This window comes from Azospirillum sp. 11R-A, assembly GCF_049472615.1.
GTDB classification, from domain to species: Bacteria; Pseudomonadota; Alphaproteobacteria; order Azospirillales; family Azospirillaceae; genus Azospirillum; species Azospirillum palustre.
This window is the reverse complement of the sequence record NZ_JBCEBL010000016.1, coordinates 143,022-160,290: the sequence shown is the minus strand read 5'-3', so window position 1 is coordinate 160,290 and position 17,269 is coordinate 143,022. Positions and strand designations below refer to the sequence as shown.

The window sequence follows — 17,269 nt, the reverse complement described above, 5'->3', positions numbered from 1 at the left end:
ACAAACGTACAGTGTTGAATCGGGGTTCCTCCTGTCGGGACAGGCCGTGAATTGAAATTTGCGGCCAGCCCCACTAGGTTGGCGCGGCAAAAGGAGACCGTGATGCCGCAGACCCCGCCGAGCCAGTTCATCGATTCCGACCGTCCGACCGCCCCCGACGTCAGCCGGCGCGAGCTTCTGCTGGGCGCGGCGGCCTTGGGCATCGCCGCCGCTGCCGCGTCGCTGCCGCTGCCGGCCTTCGCGGCGACCGGCCTGCGGGTCGGCTATATCCCGATCATCCCGATGACGCAGCTCTATGTGCTGACGGGCGAGGGCTGGGCCGCGGATGCCGGGCTGACGCTGCAAACCACCAGCTTCCAGTCGGGGCCGGCGATGATCCAGGCGCTCGCGTCCGGGACGCTGGACGTCGCCTATGTCGGCATCGGCCCGGCGATGATCGCCCGCTCGAAGGGGGTGAAGCTGAAGGTCGTCGCCGCCAACGTCATCGACCAGGTGGCGCTGATCGGCCGTGGCCCGCTGGTGAAGGCGATGGCAGGCGCCGCCAGCCCGGCCGAGGGGATCAAGGCCTTCCGCGCCGCCAACGGCCGGCGGCCGAAGATCGGCTCGCTGCCCGCCGGATCGGTTCCGGACACGGTGCTGCGCTATTGGATGGCGGAGATCGCCCGCATCCCCTCGGAGGATATCGAGATCGTCGGCATGGGCGAACAGCCCCTGCAGCAGGCGCTCCTGACCGGTGCCATCGACGGCGCGTCGATCCTGGAGCCGATCCTGACGCTGGTGCAGTCGCGTCTTCAGGATGCCGCGATCATCGCCAAGGCCGGCAGCATGTTCCCCAAGCAGCCGGGTGCGGTGCTGGTGGTGACGGAGGATGCCATCGCCAAAAACCGCGACGCGGTGGCCGAACTGGTCAAGCTGCACATCCGCGCCACCGCCTTCGCCAAATCCAACCCGGACCGTACGGCGGAACTGGTGACCGACATCATCGGCAAGGGGCTGGTCGAACGTGACGTGATGCGGGCGGCGCTGACCTCCGACGCGACGACCTTCGTCGACGATCCGCGGGTGATCCTGGACTCCACCAAGCAGATGCAGGCCTTCCAGCAATCGCTGGCCCAGATCACCGAACCGGTGGATGTCGACGCGCTGTTCGACTTCACCTTCCATGACGCGGCGAAGAGGAAGTGACGGACATGGCGTCTCCGGACATGGCGTCTCCCCTGCGGCTGGTCATCCATGCCCCCACCCCGGCCGCGCTGGAGCGGGCGCGGAACAATGCCCGCAACCTGCTGAAGGCGCGGCCGGATGCGGAGGTGCGCATCGTCGTCAATGCCGGTGCGGTCGCGGCAGCCCTCGACAGCCCGGATGCGGAGACCGACCGGCTCCTGCGGGTCTGCGGCAACACGCTGGCGAAGACCGGCCGGACCGCGGAGGGGCTGACGGTGGTCGCCGCCGGTGTCCTCGACATCGCCGAGGCGCAGGCGGACGGCTGGGGCTACATGCGGGCGTAAGCCATCGGGAGCCCTGGGGGAGCCCTTCTCAGCCCACGCCCCAGCCGCCGGTGTCCGGAAAGGGGACCGGCGGCGGCGGGACGGCTGCCGCCGGATCGGCGACGATGCCGCGCGGCAGGGCAGGAGCGCCGGCCGGGCGCGGGAGCAGGCGGGTCGGTTTGACCCACCAGCCGGGCGATGCCGCGGCGATGGATTTGGCCGCGGAGTCGGCCGCCGCCGCCGTGGCGTAGAGGCCGAAGCAGGTGGCGCCGCTGCCGGACAGGCGGGACAGCAGGCAGCCGGCGCTGCGCTCCAGCGCCGCCAGCACGTCGGCGATCACCGGCGCCACCGTCAGGGCCGGGGCGGTCAGGTCGTTGCTGCGCTCCAGCAGCAGGGCCGCGAGGTCGGCTGCGTCGGCCGGTTTGCGGGTAAAGCGGGCCGGGGCGGAGAAGGCGCTGCCGCTTTCGGCGCGGGCGGCGGCCATCGCCTTGAACACCGCCGGGGTCGGCACCGGGACATTCGGGTTGACCAGGACCACATGGGTTTCCGGCAGGTCCGGCGCCTCGTCCAGCTCATCGCCGATGCCGCCGAAATAGCAGCTTCGCCCGGCGACGCAGACCGGCACGTCGGCGCCCAGCCCGGCGGCCACCGCGAACAGTACCGCGTCGTCCTGCGCCACCCCCCACAGCCGGGCGAGCGCCCGCAGGCAGGCGGCGGCGTCCGCCGATCCGCCGCCGATTCCCGATGCGACCGGCAGCGCCTTGGTCAGGGCGATCATCACGTCGGCCTCGCGCCCCAGCCGGACGGCCAGGGCATGGGCGGCGCGCATCACCAGATTGCTGGCGGGGTTCTCGCCCATCAGGGCCGGGCCGAAAGGACCGGCGATGGCCAGACGCGGGCCGGCCGGCGGCAGGTCGGCACCGCGCAGGGCCACCCGTGCCGCAGCCGGCGTCAGGGCGATGCTGTCGCCGAACTCGGCGAAGGCGACGAGACTGTCCAGCTCGTGATAGCCATCGGCGCGCCGGCCGGTGACATGCAGGTAGAGGTTCAGCTTGGCCGGGGCGGCCTCGACGATGGGAAGACCGGTCATAAGCTCCAATCCGCTGGCGGGCGCGCGACGACGCTCCTGTGTCGCACCCTTTCGCCCGCAGCGGCAAGGGGAGGTTAGAGCTGGGCCAGCATGTCCTTCAGCAGCGTTTCTCCCATCGGCCAGGGGCCATGGCCGCTGGCGCCGTTGATGTGACCGACCTCGCCCGCATCGATGAAGTCGGCGCCCCACAGCGCGGCGAAGCCGCAGGCGCGGGCGGCGATGCAGTAGGGATCGCTGCGGCTGCCGACCACCACCGCCGGGAAAGGCAGGGGATCGGTCGGCACCGGGGCGAAGCGGCAGGCCTCGGCCGGCACGGTCCGGGGCGATTCGACATCTGACGATCCGACGTCGGGCGGGGCGACCAGCAGGGCGGCGGCGACCGTCTCCGTCCCGCCGCCGGTGGCGGCCCAGCGGGCGACGAGGATGCAGGCAAGGCTGTGCGCGACCAGAACCACCGGACCGGGGGCGGCACGGACCGCGGCGTCGAGCCGCTCCACCCAGCGGTCCGGCTCCGGCGCGTCCCAATCGCCCAGATCGACGCGGGTCAGGGCCGGCAGACGGCCTTCCAGCCAGCTCTGCCAGTGATCGGGGCCGGAGTTGCCCAGACCGGGAAGCACCAGAACGGTCGGCTGCGTCATTCTTTCAACTCTTCGTTCGTAAATGTTGTGTGTACTGTCTGGAGATTGCGTGCGGGCGAAAGAGATGCTCTCCACGCGGTAGTTGGACGGCCGGCATATCCCGTCATGGCGGGTGGTGCCGTAAGAATCCAATTGAAAACCATAATCGGGAAGAAGGGGAGAAGCGTCTTGGACATCAGCGCCACCATCGCACAGGATCTCTGCGACTCCATCGGCCGGGAACTGGACTCCGTCGTCTCCATCGCCGGCAAAAGCGGTGCCGTCATCGCCTCCACCGCGCGGGAGCGCATCGGCACCAGCCATCCGGTCGCCGGCGACATCGTGGCCCGCCGGCTGGACGAGCGAGCGGTCACCCGCGATGAGGCCGCCAAGTCGGGCGGTGCGATGCGGGAAGGCTATGCCATTGCCATCGAGCTGGACGGAGAGCGGGTCGGGGCGCTCGCCATCGCGGCCCCGGCCGATCAGGCCCGCCGGTTCGCCCGCCTCGCGCGCCATTGGGTGCTGGCGACCCTGCGGGCCGAAACGGCGGAAACGCGCCGGGTCGCCCTGATGCGCGACTTGTCGGAACGGGTCGAGCGCGAAGTCGGCGGGTTCGCCACCGAACTGGCCGATGCCGGGCGCAGGCTGGAATCGGCGGTCGCGGCCGTCCGCTCCGCCGGGACGGATGGGTTGCGGCAGGCCGCCGACGCCGCGGGGGCGGCGCGTGCCGTGGACGGCTCGGTCAGCGCCATTGCCGGCATGCTCGACAGGCTGGCCTCCACCTCCGACCAGATTTCCGGCGACACCAGCAAGGCGCGGGAGATCAGCCTTGCCGCGGCGTCGGACAGCGACCGCGCCACCACGGTGATGAACTCGCTGCGCTCCGCCGCGGAGCAGATCGCCAGCGTGGTCAAGCTGATCAACGCCATCGCCAGCCAGACCAACCTGCTGGCGCTGAATGCCACCATCGAGGCGGCACGGGCGGGGGAGGCCGGGCGCGGCTTCGCCGTCGTCGCCAACGAGGTGAAGGCGCTGTCGCGCCAGACCGCCGACGCCACCAAGCAGATCGCCGATCAGGTCGCCAATCTGCAAAAGGAAACCGCTGCGGTGGACGAGGCGCTGGGCCGCATCCACTCCACTATCGGTTCGATCCAGGCGATCAACGGAACCGTCGCCGCCGCCATCGACGAGCAGGCGACCCTGACCTCGGACGTCGCGCGGTCGCTCGACCGCTCGCGTCAGGACGCCATGGCGGCGGAGCAGCGGATCGGCGACGCCGAACAGACGCTGGGGGGCGTGACCCGCAATCTGGAGGAGCTGACGGCGCTGAGCCGCAGCATCGCGGAGCGGGCCGGCAGCCTGGGCAGCGGTCTTGCCGGCCGCGTCACGGACGTGCTGCGTCAGACGCGCGGATAAGGCTGCTGGCAATCGACGGAGTCGCCGCCGACGATGGTGGTGCGGGGACTGCCGCTTCGGGCGGCGGGGGCCGCGCCGCCCGGCAGCGGCACGATCAGCCGGCGCTTCACCGGCTGCTGTGCCGCCCGGCGCGACACGCCGGCGAAGATCTGTTTCGACGCCTCGATCATCGTCACCCCGGCAAAGGCCTTGAACCAGCGCCCGCCAACCTCTTCCCAGGCGGGTGCCGTCTTTTGCAGGAAGTGCGAGCGCAGGGGCGGCATGAACAGGGCGTGGCGGGTGCGTTCCGGCACGAACATGGTGTCGCGCAGCACCTGCTTCAGCTGCGAGGCGGAATAGGGGAAACCGTGGCCGAAGGGCGTCCAGTCGGCGCGCGCCCACAGGCCGCGGCGGTTCGGCACCACCGCCAGCACCCGGCCGCCGCCGGCCAGCACGCGCCAGATTTCGCGCATCATCGGACGCAGCTGCTCGGTGCCCTCAAGCCCATGGACCAGAAGCACGCGGTCGATGGTGTTGTCGCCGAAGGGCAGGTCGGCCTCGTCGCCCAGCGCCACCATGCCCGGCCCCTCCGCCGGCCAGAAGCTGACGCCCTGGCTGGCCGGCATCACCGCCACCACCCGGTCGGCCTCGCCCATGAAGGGGCGCAGGTAGGGCGTGGTGTAGCCGACGCCGAGCACGATCTGGTCGCGCACGTCCGGCCAGATGGTTCGGATGCGGCGGCGGATCATCCGCTGGGCCGTCTGCCCCAATCCGGACTCGTAGAACTCCCTCAGATCGACGATATCTGTGTACATGGTATCCCAAGCGTAACACGGGTTTCGTATCGCAACAGCAGGGAGTCCGCTGCCGTGGAGGTCATTCTCGTTCCGGCTTTCGCCGACAACTATATCTATGTGCTGCGCGACGCGGCATCCGGCAAGGTCGGTGTGGTCGATCCCGGCGACGCAGCCCCGGTGCAGGCCGAGCTGGACCGGCGCGGCTGGTCCCTGACCCATATTTTCCTGACCCACCATCACGACGACCATATCGGCGGGGCGGCGGCGCTGAAGGAGCGCTATCGCGCCAGCGTGGTCGGCGCCCGTGCCGACGCCCACCGCATTCCCGGCATGGACGTGGCGCTCAGCGACGGCGACCGGACGGTGTTCGGCGAGCAGACCGCCCGCGTCTTCGCCGTGCCCGGCCACACCAGCGGCCACATCGCCTTCTGGTTCGAGGCGGCGGAAACCCTGTTCAGCGGCGACACGCTGTTCTCGCTGGGCTGCGGCCGGCTGTTCGAAGGCACGCCGGCGCAGATGTGGGACTCGCTGCAAAGCCTGCGGGCGCTGACCGACCGGACCCTGGTCTATTGCGGTCACGAATACACCCTGTCGAATGGCCGCTTCGCCCTGACCGTCGATCCCGCCAACGCCGCCCTGCATCAGCGGATGGAGGAGGTTGCGGAACTGCGCGAGCGGAACCGGCCGACGCTTCCCACCACCATAGGCATGGAACGGCGGACCAACCCCTTCCTGCGCGCCGACGATCCCGGTGTCCAGGCCGCCATCGGCATGGCCGGCGCCCCGTCGGTGGAGGTGTTCGCCGAACTGCGCCGGCGCAAGGACCATTTCCGCGGGTGAAGCTTGCCGACAACCAATCGAATGCGGAAGGAGCGTCTATGTTGAAGCTGCGCTGGAGCCCCACCTCGCCCTACGTGCGGAAGGTGATGATGGTCCTGATCGAACGCGGGCTGGAGGACCGGGTGGAGCGGGTGACGACCGACCCCTGGTCTGCCGACACCGACCTGCCGCAGGACAATCCGCTGGGCAAGGTGCCTGCCCTGACGTTGGAGGACGGCATCACGCTGTTCGACAGCCCGGTGATCGTCGAGTATCTCGATTCGCTGGGCGACCGGGCGCCGCTGTTCCCGCCGGCCGGACCGGCGCGCTGGATGGCGCTGCGTCAGCAGGCCATCGCTGACGGCATCTGCGACGCCGCCATCCTGCGCCGGCTGGAATCCATGCGTCCGGATGGCGAGAAATCGGCCAACTGGATGGAGCGCCAGCGCAAGGCGGTGGCCCGTTCGCTCGACCTGCTGGAGGCGGAGGCCGCGTCGCTGGAGGGGGAGGCCACCATCGGCAGCCTGTCGGTGCTGGTGGCGCTCGGTTACCTCGATTTCCGCTTTGGACACGAGGATTGGCGCGTGGGTCGCCCGGCGCTGACCGGCTGGTTCACCAATGCCTCTGACCGTGACAGCCTGCGGCGGACGGCACCGCCGGTGTAACGTCGGCGCTCCGTCCAGATTTTACGCGGTATGCGTGCAGTAACGCGGCGCCCGGCCCAGTCGGGCGCCGCTATTCGTTTCACGCGCTGTTTACGTTCGATTCACCATGACCGCCTGCGCGACCGATGATTTCCGGCGCGCAGCAATCTTTCGATTGTGCTTAGCGAAAACTTCATCCAACCGTCACCGATTCATCCAACCAGAAGGGCTACCCATGGCACCGGCCGGCTTGCGGAGAACCGCAGGCGCGGTACGGACAACCTCCAAGCCACGGGTGGCCCATATGGCAAAGCCTATCGACCAGCGTCGGCGGTCCGGCATCAAGTCGAAGATGCTGATCGCCTTCGGAACCGTGGCGGCACTGCCCTGCATCGCGGCGGTGGTCGGTTGGATGTCCTACGGCGCTGTCCGCGGCCATGTCGCCGACATCACCGGCACCCAGGTGCCGGTGCTCAGCGCCGCCCACGGCCTTGCCACCACCACGGCGCGGGTGCTGGCGCTGGGGCCGCTGATCGACGCCGCATCGTCGGAAGAGGATCTGGTCCGGCTGCGCAACGCAGCGGGCGAGCAGCGCCGGGCGCTGGACGGTCAGCTCGCCCAGCTGGCCGTCGGACATGGCCATACCGGTGGCGATGCGGCCCGCGTCGCCGAACTGACCGGCACCGCGCGCTCGCTGCTGGGCACCATCGATGCGCTGGAGACGGCGACCGGCCGGCGGCTGACCTTGCAGGAACAGCGCAGCGGCCGGCTGGCGGAGTTGAGCGATGCCCACGCCCGGCTGCTCGCTGCGCTGAAGCCGGACATGCAGGCCTCGCGAGAGCAGCTGGCCCAGGCGATTTCCGCGATGGTGCAGGCGACCTCCGAATCCTCCGCGGTGATCGGCGCCGAGCTGGGGCAGACGGTGATCCCGCTGTTCCAACTGCGCGGTGCCGAGGCGGCCCTTGCCAAATCGCTGCTGATCGGCGCCTTTGAGACCAACCGGTCCAAGGTGATGTCGCTGTCCACCGACTTCGACTCCGCCCTGTCCGACCTTCAGGGCGCGCTGCGTCCGTTGGCGAAAAGCGAGGCGGCGGCTCCGGTCGTTGCGACGATCAACGAGCTTGCCGCCTTCGGCGACGGCGATGCCAGCGTCTACACCCGCCGCGTCCGCCAGCTCACCCCCGGCATTCCGGAAGCGGAAGGGCAGAAGCTGACCGAGTCGCTGAACGCCAGCGTCGACGACATCGTCCGGCTGGACCGCGATGCCAACGCCCGCATGCTGCCGCTGATGCTGAATTCGCGTGGCCGCATCGCCGAGGCCGGCAACGCGATCGCCGAGCGGATGCAGGATCTGTCCACAAACACGGTCCCGGCGGCGCAGCAGCGCTACACCGTGCTGAGCGGCCTGATGGCCGACGCCAATTTGCTGGCCGGCAAGCTGGCGGAAGCCGGCAACGCCGAGACGCCGGCCCGTCTGGCTGCCGCCCGCCGCATGCTGGACCCGCTGGCGGCAACGATCCGCGGCACCTTGACCGCCTCCGGCGACGATCTGGGGGCCGAGGTGCGCCGGCTGGCGGAGCGGCTGCTGGCTCTCGGCTTCGGCAACGACGGCATCCTGGCGCTGCGGACCGGCGAACTGGCGGCCTATGCCGAGAATGCCACGCTGATCGACAGCAACCGCAGCACCGGCGCCGCCCTGACCGCCATGGTCGACGGGCTGGTCCAGGCTGCGGAAAGGGCGACCGCCGACGGGGCCGCCGCCGCCCACGAGGCGCTGGAGCGCACCAATCAGGTTCAAATCCTGCTGGCGACCGCCGGCGTGCTGCTGGCCGGTCTGATCGTCTCGCTCTATGTCGGCCGCCGCGTCGTCGGCCGGATGGAGACGCTCGCCGATGCCATGCGCCGGGTTGCCGACGGCGACCTGACGGTGGAGCAGAAGGCCGACGGCAATGACGAGATCACCGACATGGCCCGCGCGCTGTTCGTCTTCATCGCCAACGCCCGCGCCATGGAAGAGGCGCACGAGAAGGTGGAGATCGAGCGCCGCAACGCCGCGTCGGCCCGCCGCACCAGCATGCTGGAGATCGCCGACCAGTTCGAACGCAACGTGCTGAGCAGCGTCGAGACGCTGGCCGAGGCCGCGCGCCAGATGGCCGCCCGCGCCCGCTCGCTGACCGACATCGCCGCCAACGCCAACGACCGCGCCGATGCCGCGATGCAACTGTCCGGCGAGATGGCGGCGGGGATCCAGCAGGTGGCGACCGCCGCCTCGGAAATCTCCCAGTCCATCGCCGAGATCAGCAAGCGCACCGGCGAATCGGCCCGCATCATCGGCGACACCGCCGCAGGCGCCGAGCAGGTGAAGGCCACCGTCGCCGACCTGTCGAGCACGGCGGGAGAGATCGGCACCGTCGTCGGGCTGATCGACGAGATCGCCGGCCAGACCAACCTGCTGGCGCTGAACGCCACCATCGAGGCGGCGCGGGCAGGGGAGATGGGCCGCGGTTTCGCCGTGGTCGCCGGAGAGGTGAAGGCCCTTGCCGGCCAGACCGCCCAGGCCACCGCCGAGATCGCCCGCCAGATCGCCGCGACCCAGGCCGCCAGCCGCGAGACGGCGGAGGTGGTGGCGGCCATGGCCGGCAGCGTCCAGCGCATCGAATCCAACGCCTCGGCCATCGCCGCGGCGGTGGAGGAGCAGGCGACCATCACGTCGAGCATCGTCGACAGCTCCCACCGCGTGGCGGTCGGCACCCAGGCGGCGTCGGACCATGTCGCCGGCCTTTCCGAGGCCGCGGCCAAGGTGCGCGCTCAAGCCGGCGACGTGCTGCTGGTGGCGGAAGGCCTGTCGCACGAGGCGACCAGCCTCGGCTCCGCCGTGCATCTGTTCCTCCAGGAAATCCGGGCCGCGCGATGAGCCTTCCCAGGACTCCGCGTTCCCGGTCGCGAACGGGTCGGTTTCATAAAACTGACACGTAAACAAAACAAACCCGTCACCGGCGGCGGCTATGGTCACCGCGACGAAGAAGGCGGGTTACGACATCCGGCCAAGGCCGGGCTTTTCCGAAGAACCCAACCAAACCGTCCAAACCTATCGGGAGTTTAGCCGTGAAAACCATGACCTCGGCGTTCGTTCGCTGCGCTGCCTTCGGTGCCCTGGCCGTCCTGTCCGTGTCGGTCGCCCCGATTTCGGTCGCTTCGGCCGCCGACATCTCCGGCGCCGGCGCCACCTTCCCGTATCCGATCTATGCCAAGTGGGCCGACGCCTACAAGAAGGAGACGGGCACGGGCCTGAACTACCAGTCGATCGGTTCGGGCGGCGGCATCAAGCAGATCAAGGCCAAGACGGTCACCTTCGGCGCGTCGGACATGCCGCTGAAGCCGGAAGAGCTGGAGCAGGCCGGTCTGATCCAGTTCCCGATGATCATGGGCGGCGTGGTTCCGGTCGTGAACCTGAAGGGCATCAAGGCCGGCGAGGTCAAGCTGTCGGGCACCGTTCTCGCCAACATCTACATGGGCGAGATCACCAAGTGGAACGACGCGCAGATCAAGGCGCTGAACCCCAACGTCAACCTGCCGAACACCGCCATCGCCCCGGTCTACCGCTCTGACGGGTCGGGCACCAACTTCCTGTTCACCGACTACCTGTCGAAGACCAGCCCGAAGTTCAAGACCCAGATCGGCGCCAACACCTCCGTCCAGTGGCCGGCCGGCATCGGCGCCAAGGGCAACGAAGGCGTGGCCAACATGGTCAAGCAGACGGACGGCTCGATCGGCTACGTCGAATACGCCTACGCCAAGCAGAACAACATCACCCACCTCGACCTGCAGAACAAGGACGGCAAGACCGTCTCCCCGAAGATCGAGGCCTTCCAGGCTGCCGCCGCCAACGCCGACTGGGCCAATGCCAGGGGCTACTACGTCCTGCTGACCGACGAGCCGGGTGCTGACAGCTGGCCGATCACCGGCGCCAGCTTCATCCTGATGTACAAGGCCCCGCAGGACGTGGCGTCTTCGGCCGAAGCGCTGAAGTTCTTCGACTGGGCCTACAAGAACGGCGGCAAGATGGCCACCGATCTGGACTATGTCCCGATGCCGGAAGCCGTGGTGTCGCTGGTCCAGAAGACCTGGTCGCAGACCATCCAGGCCGACGGCAAGCCGGTCTGGACCGCGTCGGCCAAGTAACGACGGCCAACCGACCTCGGGCGGGCCGCCGGCCGGCTCGCCCGAGGGCATGATCGCCGGAGGGGACGGAAATTGCGCCGTCCCCCCCGCACGCCTCACGGAGCGGCCATGACCGAGATCGCGCTGACCTTGACCGACGCACACGCCTCCACCGCCCGCCGGGCCCGCCGCCAGCGCCTGCAGGATGCGGCTTTCCGCAACGCCACCCTCGCATTCGCGCTGCTCGTCCTGCTGATCCTGGGCGGCGTCACGGTTTCCCTGATCGACGGCGCGCTGCCGGCACTCCGCGCGTTCGGCTTCGGATTCGTCGCAACCGAAGTCTGGAACCCGGTGTCGGAGGAATTCGGCGCGCTCGCCCCCATTTACGGCACGCTGATAACGTCGGTCATCGCCATGGCTGTCGGCATCCCCGTCAGCTTCGGCATCGCCCTGTTCATCACCGAGATGTGCCCCGCCTGGCTGAAGCGCCCGCTCGGCGTCGCCATCGAGCTGCTCGCCGGCATCCCCAGCATCATCTACGGCATCTGGGGCCTGTTCGTCTTCGCCCCCTTCATGCAGTCGACCATCCAGCCCTTCCTGATCAATACGCTGGGCCAGATCCCCGGCATCGGCAACCTGTTCATGGGCCCGCCCTACGGCATCGGCATCCTGACCGCCGGCCTGATCCTGGGCATCATGGTTCTGCCCTTCATCACCTCCATCACCCGCGACGTCTTCGAGACGGTGCCGCCGATGGTGCGTGAATCCGCCTACGGGCTGGGGGCCACCACCTGGGAGGTGGTGTGGAACGTGGTGCTGCCCTACACCCGCACCGGCGTCGTCGGCGGCGTGATGCTGGGGCTGGGCCGCGCGCTGGGCGAGACGATGGCGGTGACCTTCGTCATCGGCAACGCGCACCGCATCAGCTCCTCGATCATGGCACCGGGCACGACGATCTCGGCCTCCATCGCCAACGAGTTCACCGAGGCGGTGGGCGACGTCTACACCTCGTCGCTGGTGGCGCTCGGTCTGATCCTGTTCCTGATCACCTTCGCCGTCCTGTCGATCGCCAAGCTGATGCTGCTGCGCCTGCAGCGCAAGGCCGGAGTCTGAGGCCCATGACGATGTCCAATTCCGCGACGCTGGCGACGCCCATCGGCGGGCTCTATCACCGCCGGCGCATCGCCAACAAGCTGGCGCTGTCCCTGGCGCTCGGAGCCGCCGGCTTCGGCCTGTTCTGGCTGGTCGCCATCCTGTGGACGCTGCTCTACAACGGGCTGTCGGCCATCAACCTCAGCCTGTTCACCGAGAACACCCCGCCGCCGGGCGGCGAGGGCGGCCTGTTGAACGCCATCTTCGGCAGCGTCGTCATGACGTCGGTCGCCACCCTGGTCGGAACGCCGGTCGGCGTGCTGGCCGGCACCTATCTGGCGGAGTTCGGCCGCGGTACCAAGCTGGCCGAGGTGGTCCGCTTCATCAACGACGTGCTGCTGAGCGCGCCGTCGATCATGGTAGGCCTGTTCGTCTACGAGGTGCTGGTGATCCGCATGGGCCATTTCTCGGCCTGGGCCGGCGCCATGGCGCTGGCGGTGCTGGTCATCCCGGTCGTCGTCCGCACGACCGAGGACATGCTGAAGCTGGTGCCCAACAGCCTGCGCGAGGCCGCCGCCGCGCTCGGCGCTCCGCAGTGGAAGGTCATCACCATGGTGGCCTACCGCGCCGCCCGCAACGGTATGATCACCGGTGTGCTGCTGGCCGTTGCCCGCATCAGCGGCGAAACCGCACCGCTGCTGTTCACCGCCCTGAACAACCAGTTCTGGAGCGCGGACATGAACGCGCCGATGGCCAACCTGCCGGTGGTCATATTCCAGTACGCGATGTCGCCCTATGAGGACTGGCGCCAGCTGGCCTGGGGCGGAGCGCTGCTGATCACGGTCGCCATCCTGCTCCTCAACATCGGCGCCCGGCTGCTGGCCGGTCTCGGCACGACGAGAAAGTAACCATGACGATGACCCACATGGACGCCAACAGCCACGCCCACGGCAGCCACCCGATGCCCCCCGGCATGATGGCCGGAGCCGCCGCCGACCGTGCCATCGCCGGTGCCGGCCTGCCCGAGAAGATCACCGTCCGCAACCTGGACTTCTTCTATGACGGCTATCGCGCGCTGAAGAGCATCTCGCTGCCGCTCTACGACCGTCAGGTCACCGCCTTCATCGGCCCGTCGGGCTGCGGCAAGTCGACCCTGCTGCGCATCCTGAACCGGATGTACGACCTCTATCCCAAGCAGGTCGCCACCGGCGAGGTCATGCTGGACGGCGTCAACATCCTGTCGCCCAAGCAGGACCTGAACCTGCTGCGTGCCCGCGTCGGCATGGTGTTCCAGAAGCCGACGCCGTTCCCGATGTCGATCTACGACAACATCGCCTTCGGCGTGAAGCTGTACGAGAAGCTGTCCCGCGCCGATATGGACGAGCGGATTGAATTCTCGCTGCGCCGCGCAGCATTGTGGGACGAGGTGAAGGACAAGCTGCGCCAGAACGGCATGAGCCTGTCCGGCGGCCAGCAGCAGCGCCTCTGCATCGCCCGAGCCATTGCGGTGAAGCCGTCGGTTCTGCTGCTGGACGAGCCGACCTCGGCGCTCGATCCGATCTCCACCGCCAAGTGCGAGGAGCTGATCGACGAGCTGCGGTCCGACTACTGCATCGCCATCGTGACCCACAACATGCAGCAGGCTGCCCGCATCTCCAACTTCACCGCCTTCATGTATCTGGGCGAACTGATCGAGTTCGGGAACACGGAAGAGATCTTCACCAACCCGACCAAGGAAAAGACCTCCGAATACATCACCGGCCGTTTCGGCTGATACGTTTGCGCCAAGCCCAGTGAAGCAAAAGGCTCCCGCTGCCATCCGGTGGCGGGAGCCTTTTGTTTTTTTCCTCGATCAGGATTCGGCAGGCTATGAAGCAGCGGAGGCTTCTCTGGTTTTATAAATTTCCATAATCATCCTTATGTGTTTCTTGCCGCTTGGGCGGTGGGTTCTATTCTGAAGTGCAACTTTCTTGTACGGCAGGTTCACGCGCCGTCAGGGTCTGGCTTCCCCCACTCCCCCTGCGACGCTCATCGCATTTCGAAAAGCTCCTGGTGGAAGCGCTGTTCCACCGGCATTCCTTGAGCCGCAAAATCCTGCCGCAGCGCCTGCCCGAATCCCGTCGGGCCGCAGAACCAGATGCTGGCGTCGCGCCATCCTGGGACGGCTGCGCGGATGCGCTCCCCGGTCAGCTGGCCATCGCGGCCATCGACCAGCACGTGCAGGCACACGCCCGCGGCAGCGGCGTCGGCGGTCAGTCTGGTGATGGCGTCCTCGTCATAATCGCGTGTGGTGTGGAAGAAGTGGATGGCTTGCGGAGGCCGCTCCGGATGCATTGCCAGATACTTCATGCGGGCGATGAAGGGCGTCACGCCGATACCGCCGCCAACCCAGATCTGATGAGGGCATTCGTCGTCGAAGGTGAAACAGCCGTACGGCCCCTCGACCGTCACCGCCTGACCGACCTGCAGCGTGCTCGGCAGGCGCTGCGTATGGTCCCCCAGTTCCTTGATGATGAAGACGATGCGGTGCTCGGCCTCGTTCCAGGCGGAGGCAATGGTATAGGGATGCGCGCCCTCCGCGGCGTCCGACATGGCAAAGGCGAACTGGCCCGCCTTGTGACCGGGCCATCCCCGCGGCACGTCGATCTCCGCCTCCAGCACGCGCAGGCCCGGATAGGTGTGGAGGGCACAGATGGTGCCCGGAATCCGCCGGCCGGCACCGACGCGGCCCAGCAGGGACAGGACGGCGGCCCATGTGCCGCTGGCGAGCAACGCTCCGAGAACCCAGCCGATGGGCGCGGTCCAGTAAGCGAATTTGGTGAGGATGACGGTGTGGAAGGCCAGCACCAGATAGGCGATCGGCAGCAGGCGGTGAGTCCGAAGGAACAGCCGGTATGGGAAGCTATTGATCAGTGCGAGCACGATCAGCAGCAGAATGGCATAGAATGCCCATTCACCCACCGCTTCCGCGATGCCGCGCAGATCCATGAACGATTGGGCGACCGGGTTGTCCGGCGTTGCACCCGATGCTGCACCTAGTGCTGCACGCGGACCGCGCCGAGGCCGGTCCAGCCAGCCCCAACCCACCGCCCATTTCGTTCCCTGCGCCCAAAACCAATGGACGACCGCGAACGCGAGGGCGCCGATGCCCAGCCATTTGTGCAGGCAGTACATCTTGTCCAGACCGCCGAACCATGTTTCGGGCCAGCGCGGGCGCAAAGCCAGGATCATGGCGACGCTCATGCAGCCGATGGCGATCACGCCACTGTGCTGGACCATGGCGGCGCGGAACGCGAAGTAGCCGGTCCATTGCAGGATCGAGGGGTCGGCGGCGAGCCACAGCACGCTCAACAGCGCTAGAAGCCCCCAAAAGGATAGCTTGATCCTCTGCATGGCGACCTTCCTCCTGCTGTGCCGCCGAGGAAGCGGCAGTGCATGAATGATTTTACCGATGGCGACGGTGAACAAGCCGATTTCATGAAATACAGCCATCCGCAGCCGGAGCAGGTGCGGAGTCCGTCGTGGCTCATGATGAATAGGGGCGCACGCTCACCCGGCAAAACATATCCGCTATCGGAAATATTTCGCTTCACAACAGGCCGCATGCAGCCTATGATCCACCCCACCTTCGCGATGCCGTCCGGTCCGCCCATTCCGGCCGGGGCACGCCCGCGCCCCTTTTGGACGCTTACATCTTTTGATTCCAAAGGTTTTCCATGTCGTCCGTTCGTCCGCGCAAGGCCGCGATAGCCTTCATTCTCGTCACCGCCGCACTCGACATCGTTGCGATGGGCATCGTCATTCCGGTGCTGCCGGCGCTCATCGAGGAGTTCGCCGGGGCCGATGCGCAGGCCGGCACCATCAACGGCGCGCTGGTGGCGCTGTGGGCGCTGATGCAGTTCTTCTCCTCGCCGGTGATCGGGTCGCTGTCGGACCGTTTCGGCCGGCGGCCGGTGATCCTGCTGTCGGCGCTGGGGCTGGCGGCGGACTATGTGCTGATGGCGGTGGCGCCGAATTTGTGGTGGCTGGTGCTCGGCCGTGCCGTTGCCGGCATCACCTCCTCCAGCTTCACCACGGTCTTCGCCTATATGGCCGACGTGACGCCGCCGGAGCAGCGGGCGCGTGCCTATGGCCTGATCGGTGCCGCCTTCAGCGCCGGCTTCATCGCCGGACCGCTGCTGGGCGGAGTGCTGGGCGAGATCTCGCCGCGGGCACCCTTCTGGGGTGCCGGCCTGCTCAGCGGGCTTGCCTTCCTCTATGGTCTGGCGGTGCTGCCGGAATCGCTTCCGCAGGAAAGCCGCATGGCCTTTTCCTGGCGCCGGGCCAACCCGTTCGGAGCGTTCCAGCTGCTGCGCTCGCACCCGGAACTGTCGGGTCTGGCGATGGTCAATTTCATGTTGCACGTCTCCCACCAGGTCTTCCCCGCCGTCTTCGTGCTTTATGCAGCGCACCGCTATGGCTGGAGTGCGTGGGATGTGGGGCTTCTGCTGTCGATGGTCGGTGCGCTCGACATGCTCGTGCAGGGGCTGGTGGTGTCACGCGTGGTGAAATGGCTGGGCGACCGCGGCACGATGATCGTCGGCCTGTTCGGCGGGGCGGTCGGGCTGGCCTGCATGGGGCTGGCGCCGGATGGCGGCTGGTTCGCCTTCGCCATCGTGCCGAACGCGCTGTGGGGGCTGGCGATGCCGACCATCCAGTCGCTGATGACGCAGCGGGTCGGCTCGTCCGAACAGGGCCAGCTTCAGGGCGCCAACATGAGCGTGGCGAGCGTCGCCGGCATCCTGTCGCCAGTCTTCTTCGGCACGGTCTATTCCGCCTCGGTGGGCATCGATCCGCTGTTCCCCCATCCGGGCGCCGCCTTCCTGATCGCGGCCCTGGTGATGCTGGCTGGTGCGGTGATCGGCTGGGTGGTGGCGCGGCGCAACGGCCGGGCGGGAGAAGCGGGCGGCGTTGCGGCCTGACTCTTCGCCGCCCTGCCCCTCTCCCGTGCCCTGTCTGCTGGTCAGCCCCTCCTGGCCTGTCTCCCTGGCCGGCCCTTGCACCGGCTGTGGGGCGTCCCACATAGCTGTCGCGCCACGCCGCACAATGTCCCATTGCTCCGCTGCGTTATCAGCGGTGGGAATTTGTCGGCCGACAAGGTAAGACTGTCGGCTTATCCATCCGCATT

At 68.1% G+C, this 17,269-nt stretch carries 15 protein-coding genes; 11 read left to right on the top strand and 4 right to left on the bottom strand.

The features are described 5' to 3' along the window. Positions 1 to 102 precede the first annotated feature (102 nt). Both VH569_RS21185 and VH569_RS21180 read left to right on the top strand, forming a co-directional pair. Entirely contained in the window at positions 103 to 1,185 is a 1,083-nt protein-coding gene (locus VH569_RS21185; RefSeq protein ID WP_423317659.1) for an ABC transporter substrate-binding protein, read from the top strand. 5 nt (positions 1,186 to 1,190) lie between these two features. Next, positions 1,191 to 1,508: a hypothetical protein gene (locus tag VH569_RS21180; RefSeq protein WP_423317658.1), complete on the top strand. Its 318-nt coding sequence runs from the start codon at positions 1,191 to 1,193 to the stop codon at positions 1,506 to 1,508. 28 nt (positions 1,509 to 1,536) lie between these two features. On the opposite strand, the gene VH569_RS21175 is transcribed toward VH569_RS21180, so the two are convergent. Both VH569_RS21175 and VH569_RS21170 read right to left on the bottom strand, forming a co-directional pair. Beyond that, entirely contained in the window at positions 1,537 to 2,577 is a 1,041-nt protein-coding gene (locus VH569_RS21175) for a 4-(cytidine 5'-diphospho)-2-C-methyl-D-erythritol kinase (RefSeq protein WP_423317656.1), read from the bottom strand. A 74-nt stretch (positions 2,578 to 2,651) separates the two neighbouring features. After that, on the bottom strand, positions 2,652 to 3,215 hold the full coding sequence (locus VH569_RS21170; RefSeq protein ID WP_423317654.1) for an RBBP9/YdeN family alpha/beta hydrolase: 564 nt from the start codon (positions 3,213 to 3,215) through the stop codon (positions 2,652 to 2,654). A gap of 168 nt (positions 3,216 to 3,383) precedes the next feature. Between VH569_RS21170 and VH569_RS21165 the strand changes: the two genes are divergently transcribed. Next, on the top strand, positions 3,384 to 4,610 hold the full coding sequence (locus tag VH569_RS21165) for a methyl-accepting chemotaxis protein (protein WP_423317652.1): 1,227 nt from the start codon (positions 3,384 to 3,386) through the stop codon (positions 4,608 to 4,610). Here the strand turns inward: VH569_RS21165 and VH569_RS21160 are convergent. Continuing rightward, complete coding sequence (locus VH569_RS21160; protein WP_423317651.1) at positions 4,595 to 5,404, bottom strand: class I SAM-dependent methyltransferase; 810 nt, start codon at positions 5,402 to 5,404, stop codon at positions 4,595 to 4,597. The two genes, VH569_RS21165 and VH569_RS21160, sit on opposite strands and share 16 nt — an antisense overlap. 54 nt (positions 5,405 to 5,458) lie before the next feature. Between VH569_RS21160 and gloB the strand changes: the two genes are divergently transcribed. The 7 genes from gloB (at position 5,459) to pstB (ending at position 13,876) form a co-directional block, all read left to right on the top strand. Beyond that, entirely contained in the window at positions 5,459 to 6,226 is a 768-nt protein-coding gene (gene gloB, locus VH569_RS21155; RefSeq protein ID WP_109051237.1) for a hydroxyacylglutathione hydrolase, read from the top strand. 38 nt (positions 6,227 to 6,264) lie between these two features. Beyond that, a complete protein-coding gene (locus VH569_RS21150; RefSeq protein ID WP_423317648.1) occupies positions 6,265 to 6,870 on the top strand; it encodes a glutathione S-transferase N-terminal domain-containing protein in 606 nt (201 codons plus the stop codon). A gap of 283 nt (positions 6,871 to 7,153) precedes the next feature. After that, positions 7,154 to 9,763, top strand: a complete 2,610-nt coding sequence (locus VH569_RS21145; RefSeq protein ID WP_423317646.1) for a methyl-accepting chemotaxis protein — start codon at positions 7,154 to 7,156, stop codon at positions 9,761 to 9,763. A 200-nt stretch (positions 9,764 to 9,963) separates the two neighbouring features. Further along, the gene (pstS, locus tag VH569_RS21140) at positions 9,964 to 11,031 is read left to right on the top strand and encodes a phosphate ABC transporter substrate-binding protein PstS (RefSeq protein WP_423317694.1); all 1,068 of its coding nucleotides are present in this window, start codon (positions 9,964 to 9,966) and stop codon (positions 11,029 to 11,031) included. Between the two features lie 108 nt (positions 11,032 to 11,139). Beyond that, positions 11,140 to 12,123 (top strand): phosphate ABC transporter permease subunit PstC, encoded by a 984-nt coding sequence (pstC, locus tag VH569_RS21135; RefSeq protein WP_098735253.1) that lies wholly within the window; start codon positions 11,140 to 11,142, stop codon positions 12,121 to 12,123. A 5-nt stretch (positions 12,124 to 12,128) separates the two neighbouring features. Further along, the gene (pstA, locus tag VH569_RS21130; RefSeq protein WP_423317644.1) at positions 12,129 to 13,010 is read left to right on the top strand and encodes a phosphate ABC transporter permease PstA; all 882 of its coding nucleotides are present in this window, start codon (positions 12,129 to 12,131) and stop codon (positions 13,008 to 13,010) included. Between the two features lie 68 nt (positions 13,011 to 13,078). Beyond that, positions 13,079 to 13,876 carry a phosphate ABC transporter ATP-binding protein PstB gene (gene pstB / locus VH569_RS21125; protein WP_423317692.1) on the top strand — a complete coding sequence of 266 codons (798 nt, stop codon included), beginning with the start codon at positions 13,079 to 13,081 and terminating at the stop codon, positions 13,874 to 13,876. A gap of 254 nt (positions 13,877 to 14,130) precedes the next feature. Here pstB and VH569_RS21120 read toward each other — a convergent pair whose 3' ends face one another. Next, positions 14,131 to 15,570, bottom strand: a complete 1,440-nt coding sequence (locus tag VH569_RS21120; protein ID WP_423317642.1) for a ferredoxin reductase family protein — start codon at positions 15,568 to 15,570, stop codon at positions 14,131 to 14,133. Between the two features lie 248 nt (positions 15,571 to 15,818). On the opposite strand from VH569_RS21120, the gene VH569_RS21115 reads away from it, so the two are divergent. Continuing rightward, a complete protein-coding gene (locus VH569_RS21115; protein ID WP_423317640.1) occupies positions 15,819 to 17,063 on the top strand; it encodes a TCR/Tet family MFS transporter in 1,245 nt (414 codons plus the stop codon). Positions 17,064 to 17,269: the final 206 nt, after the last annotated feature.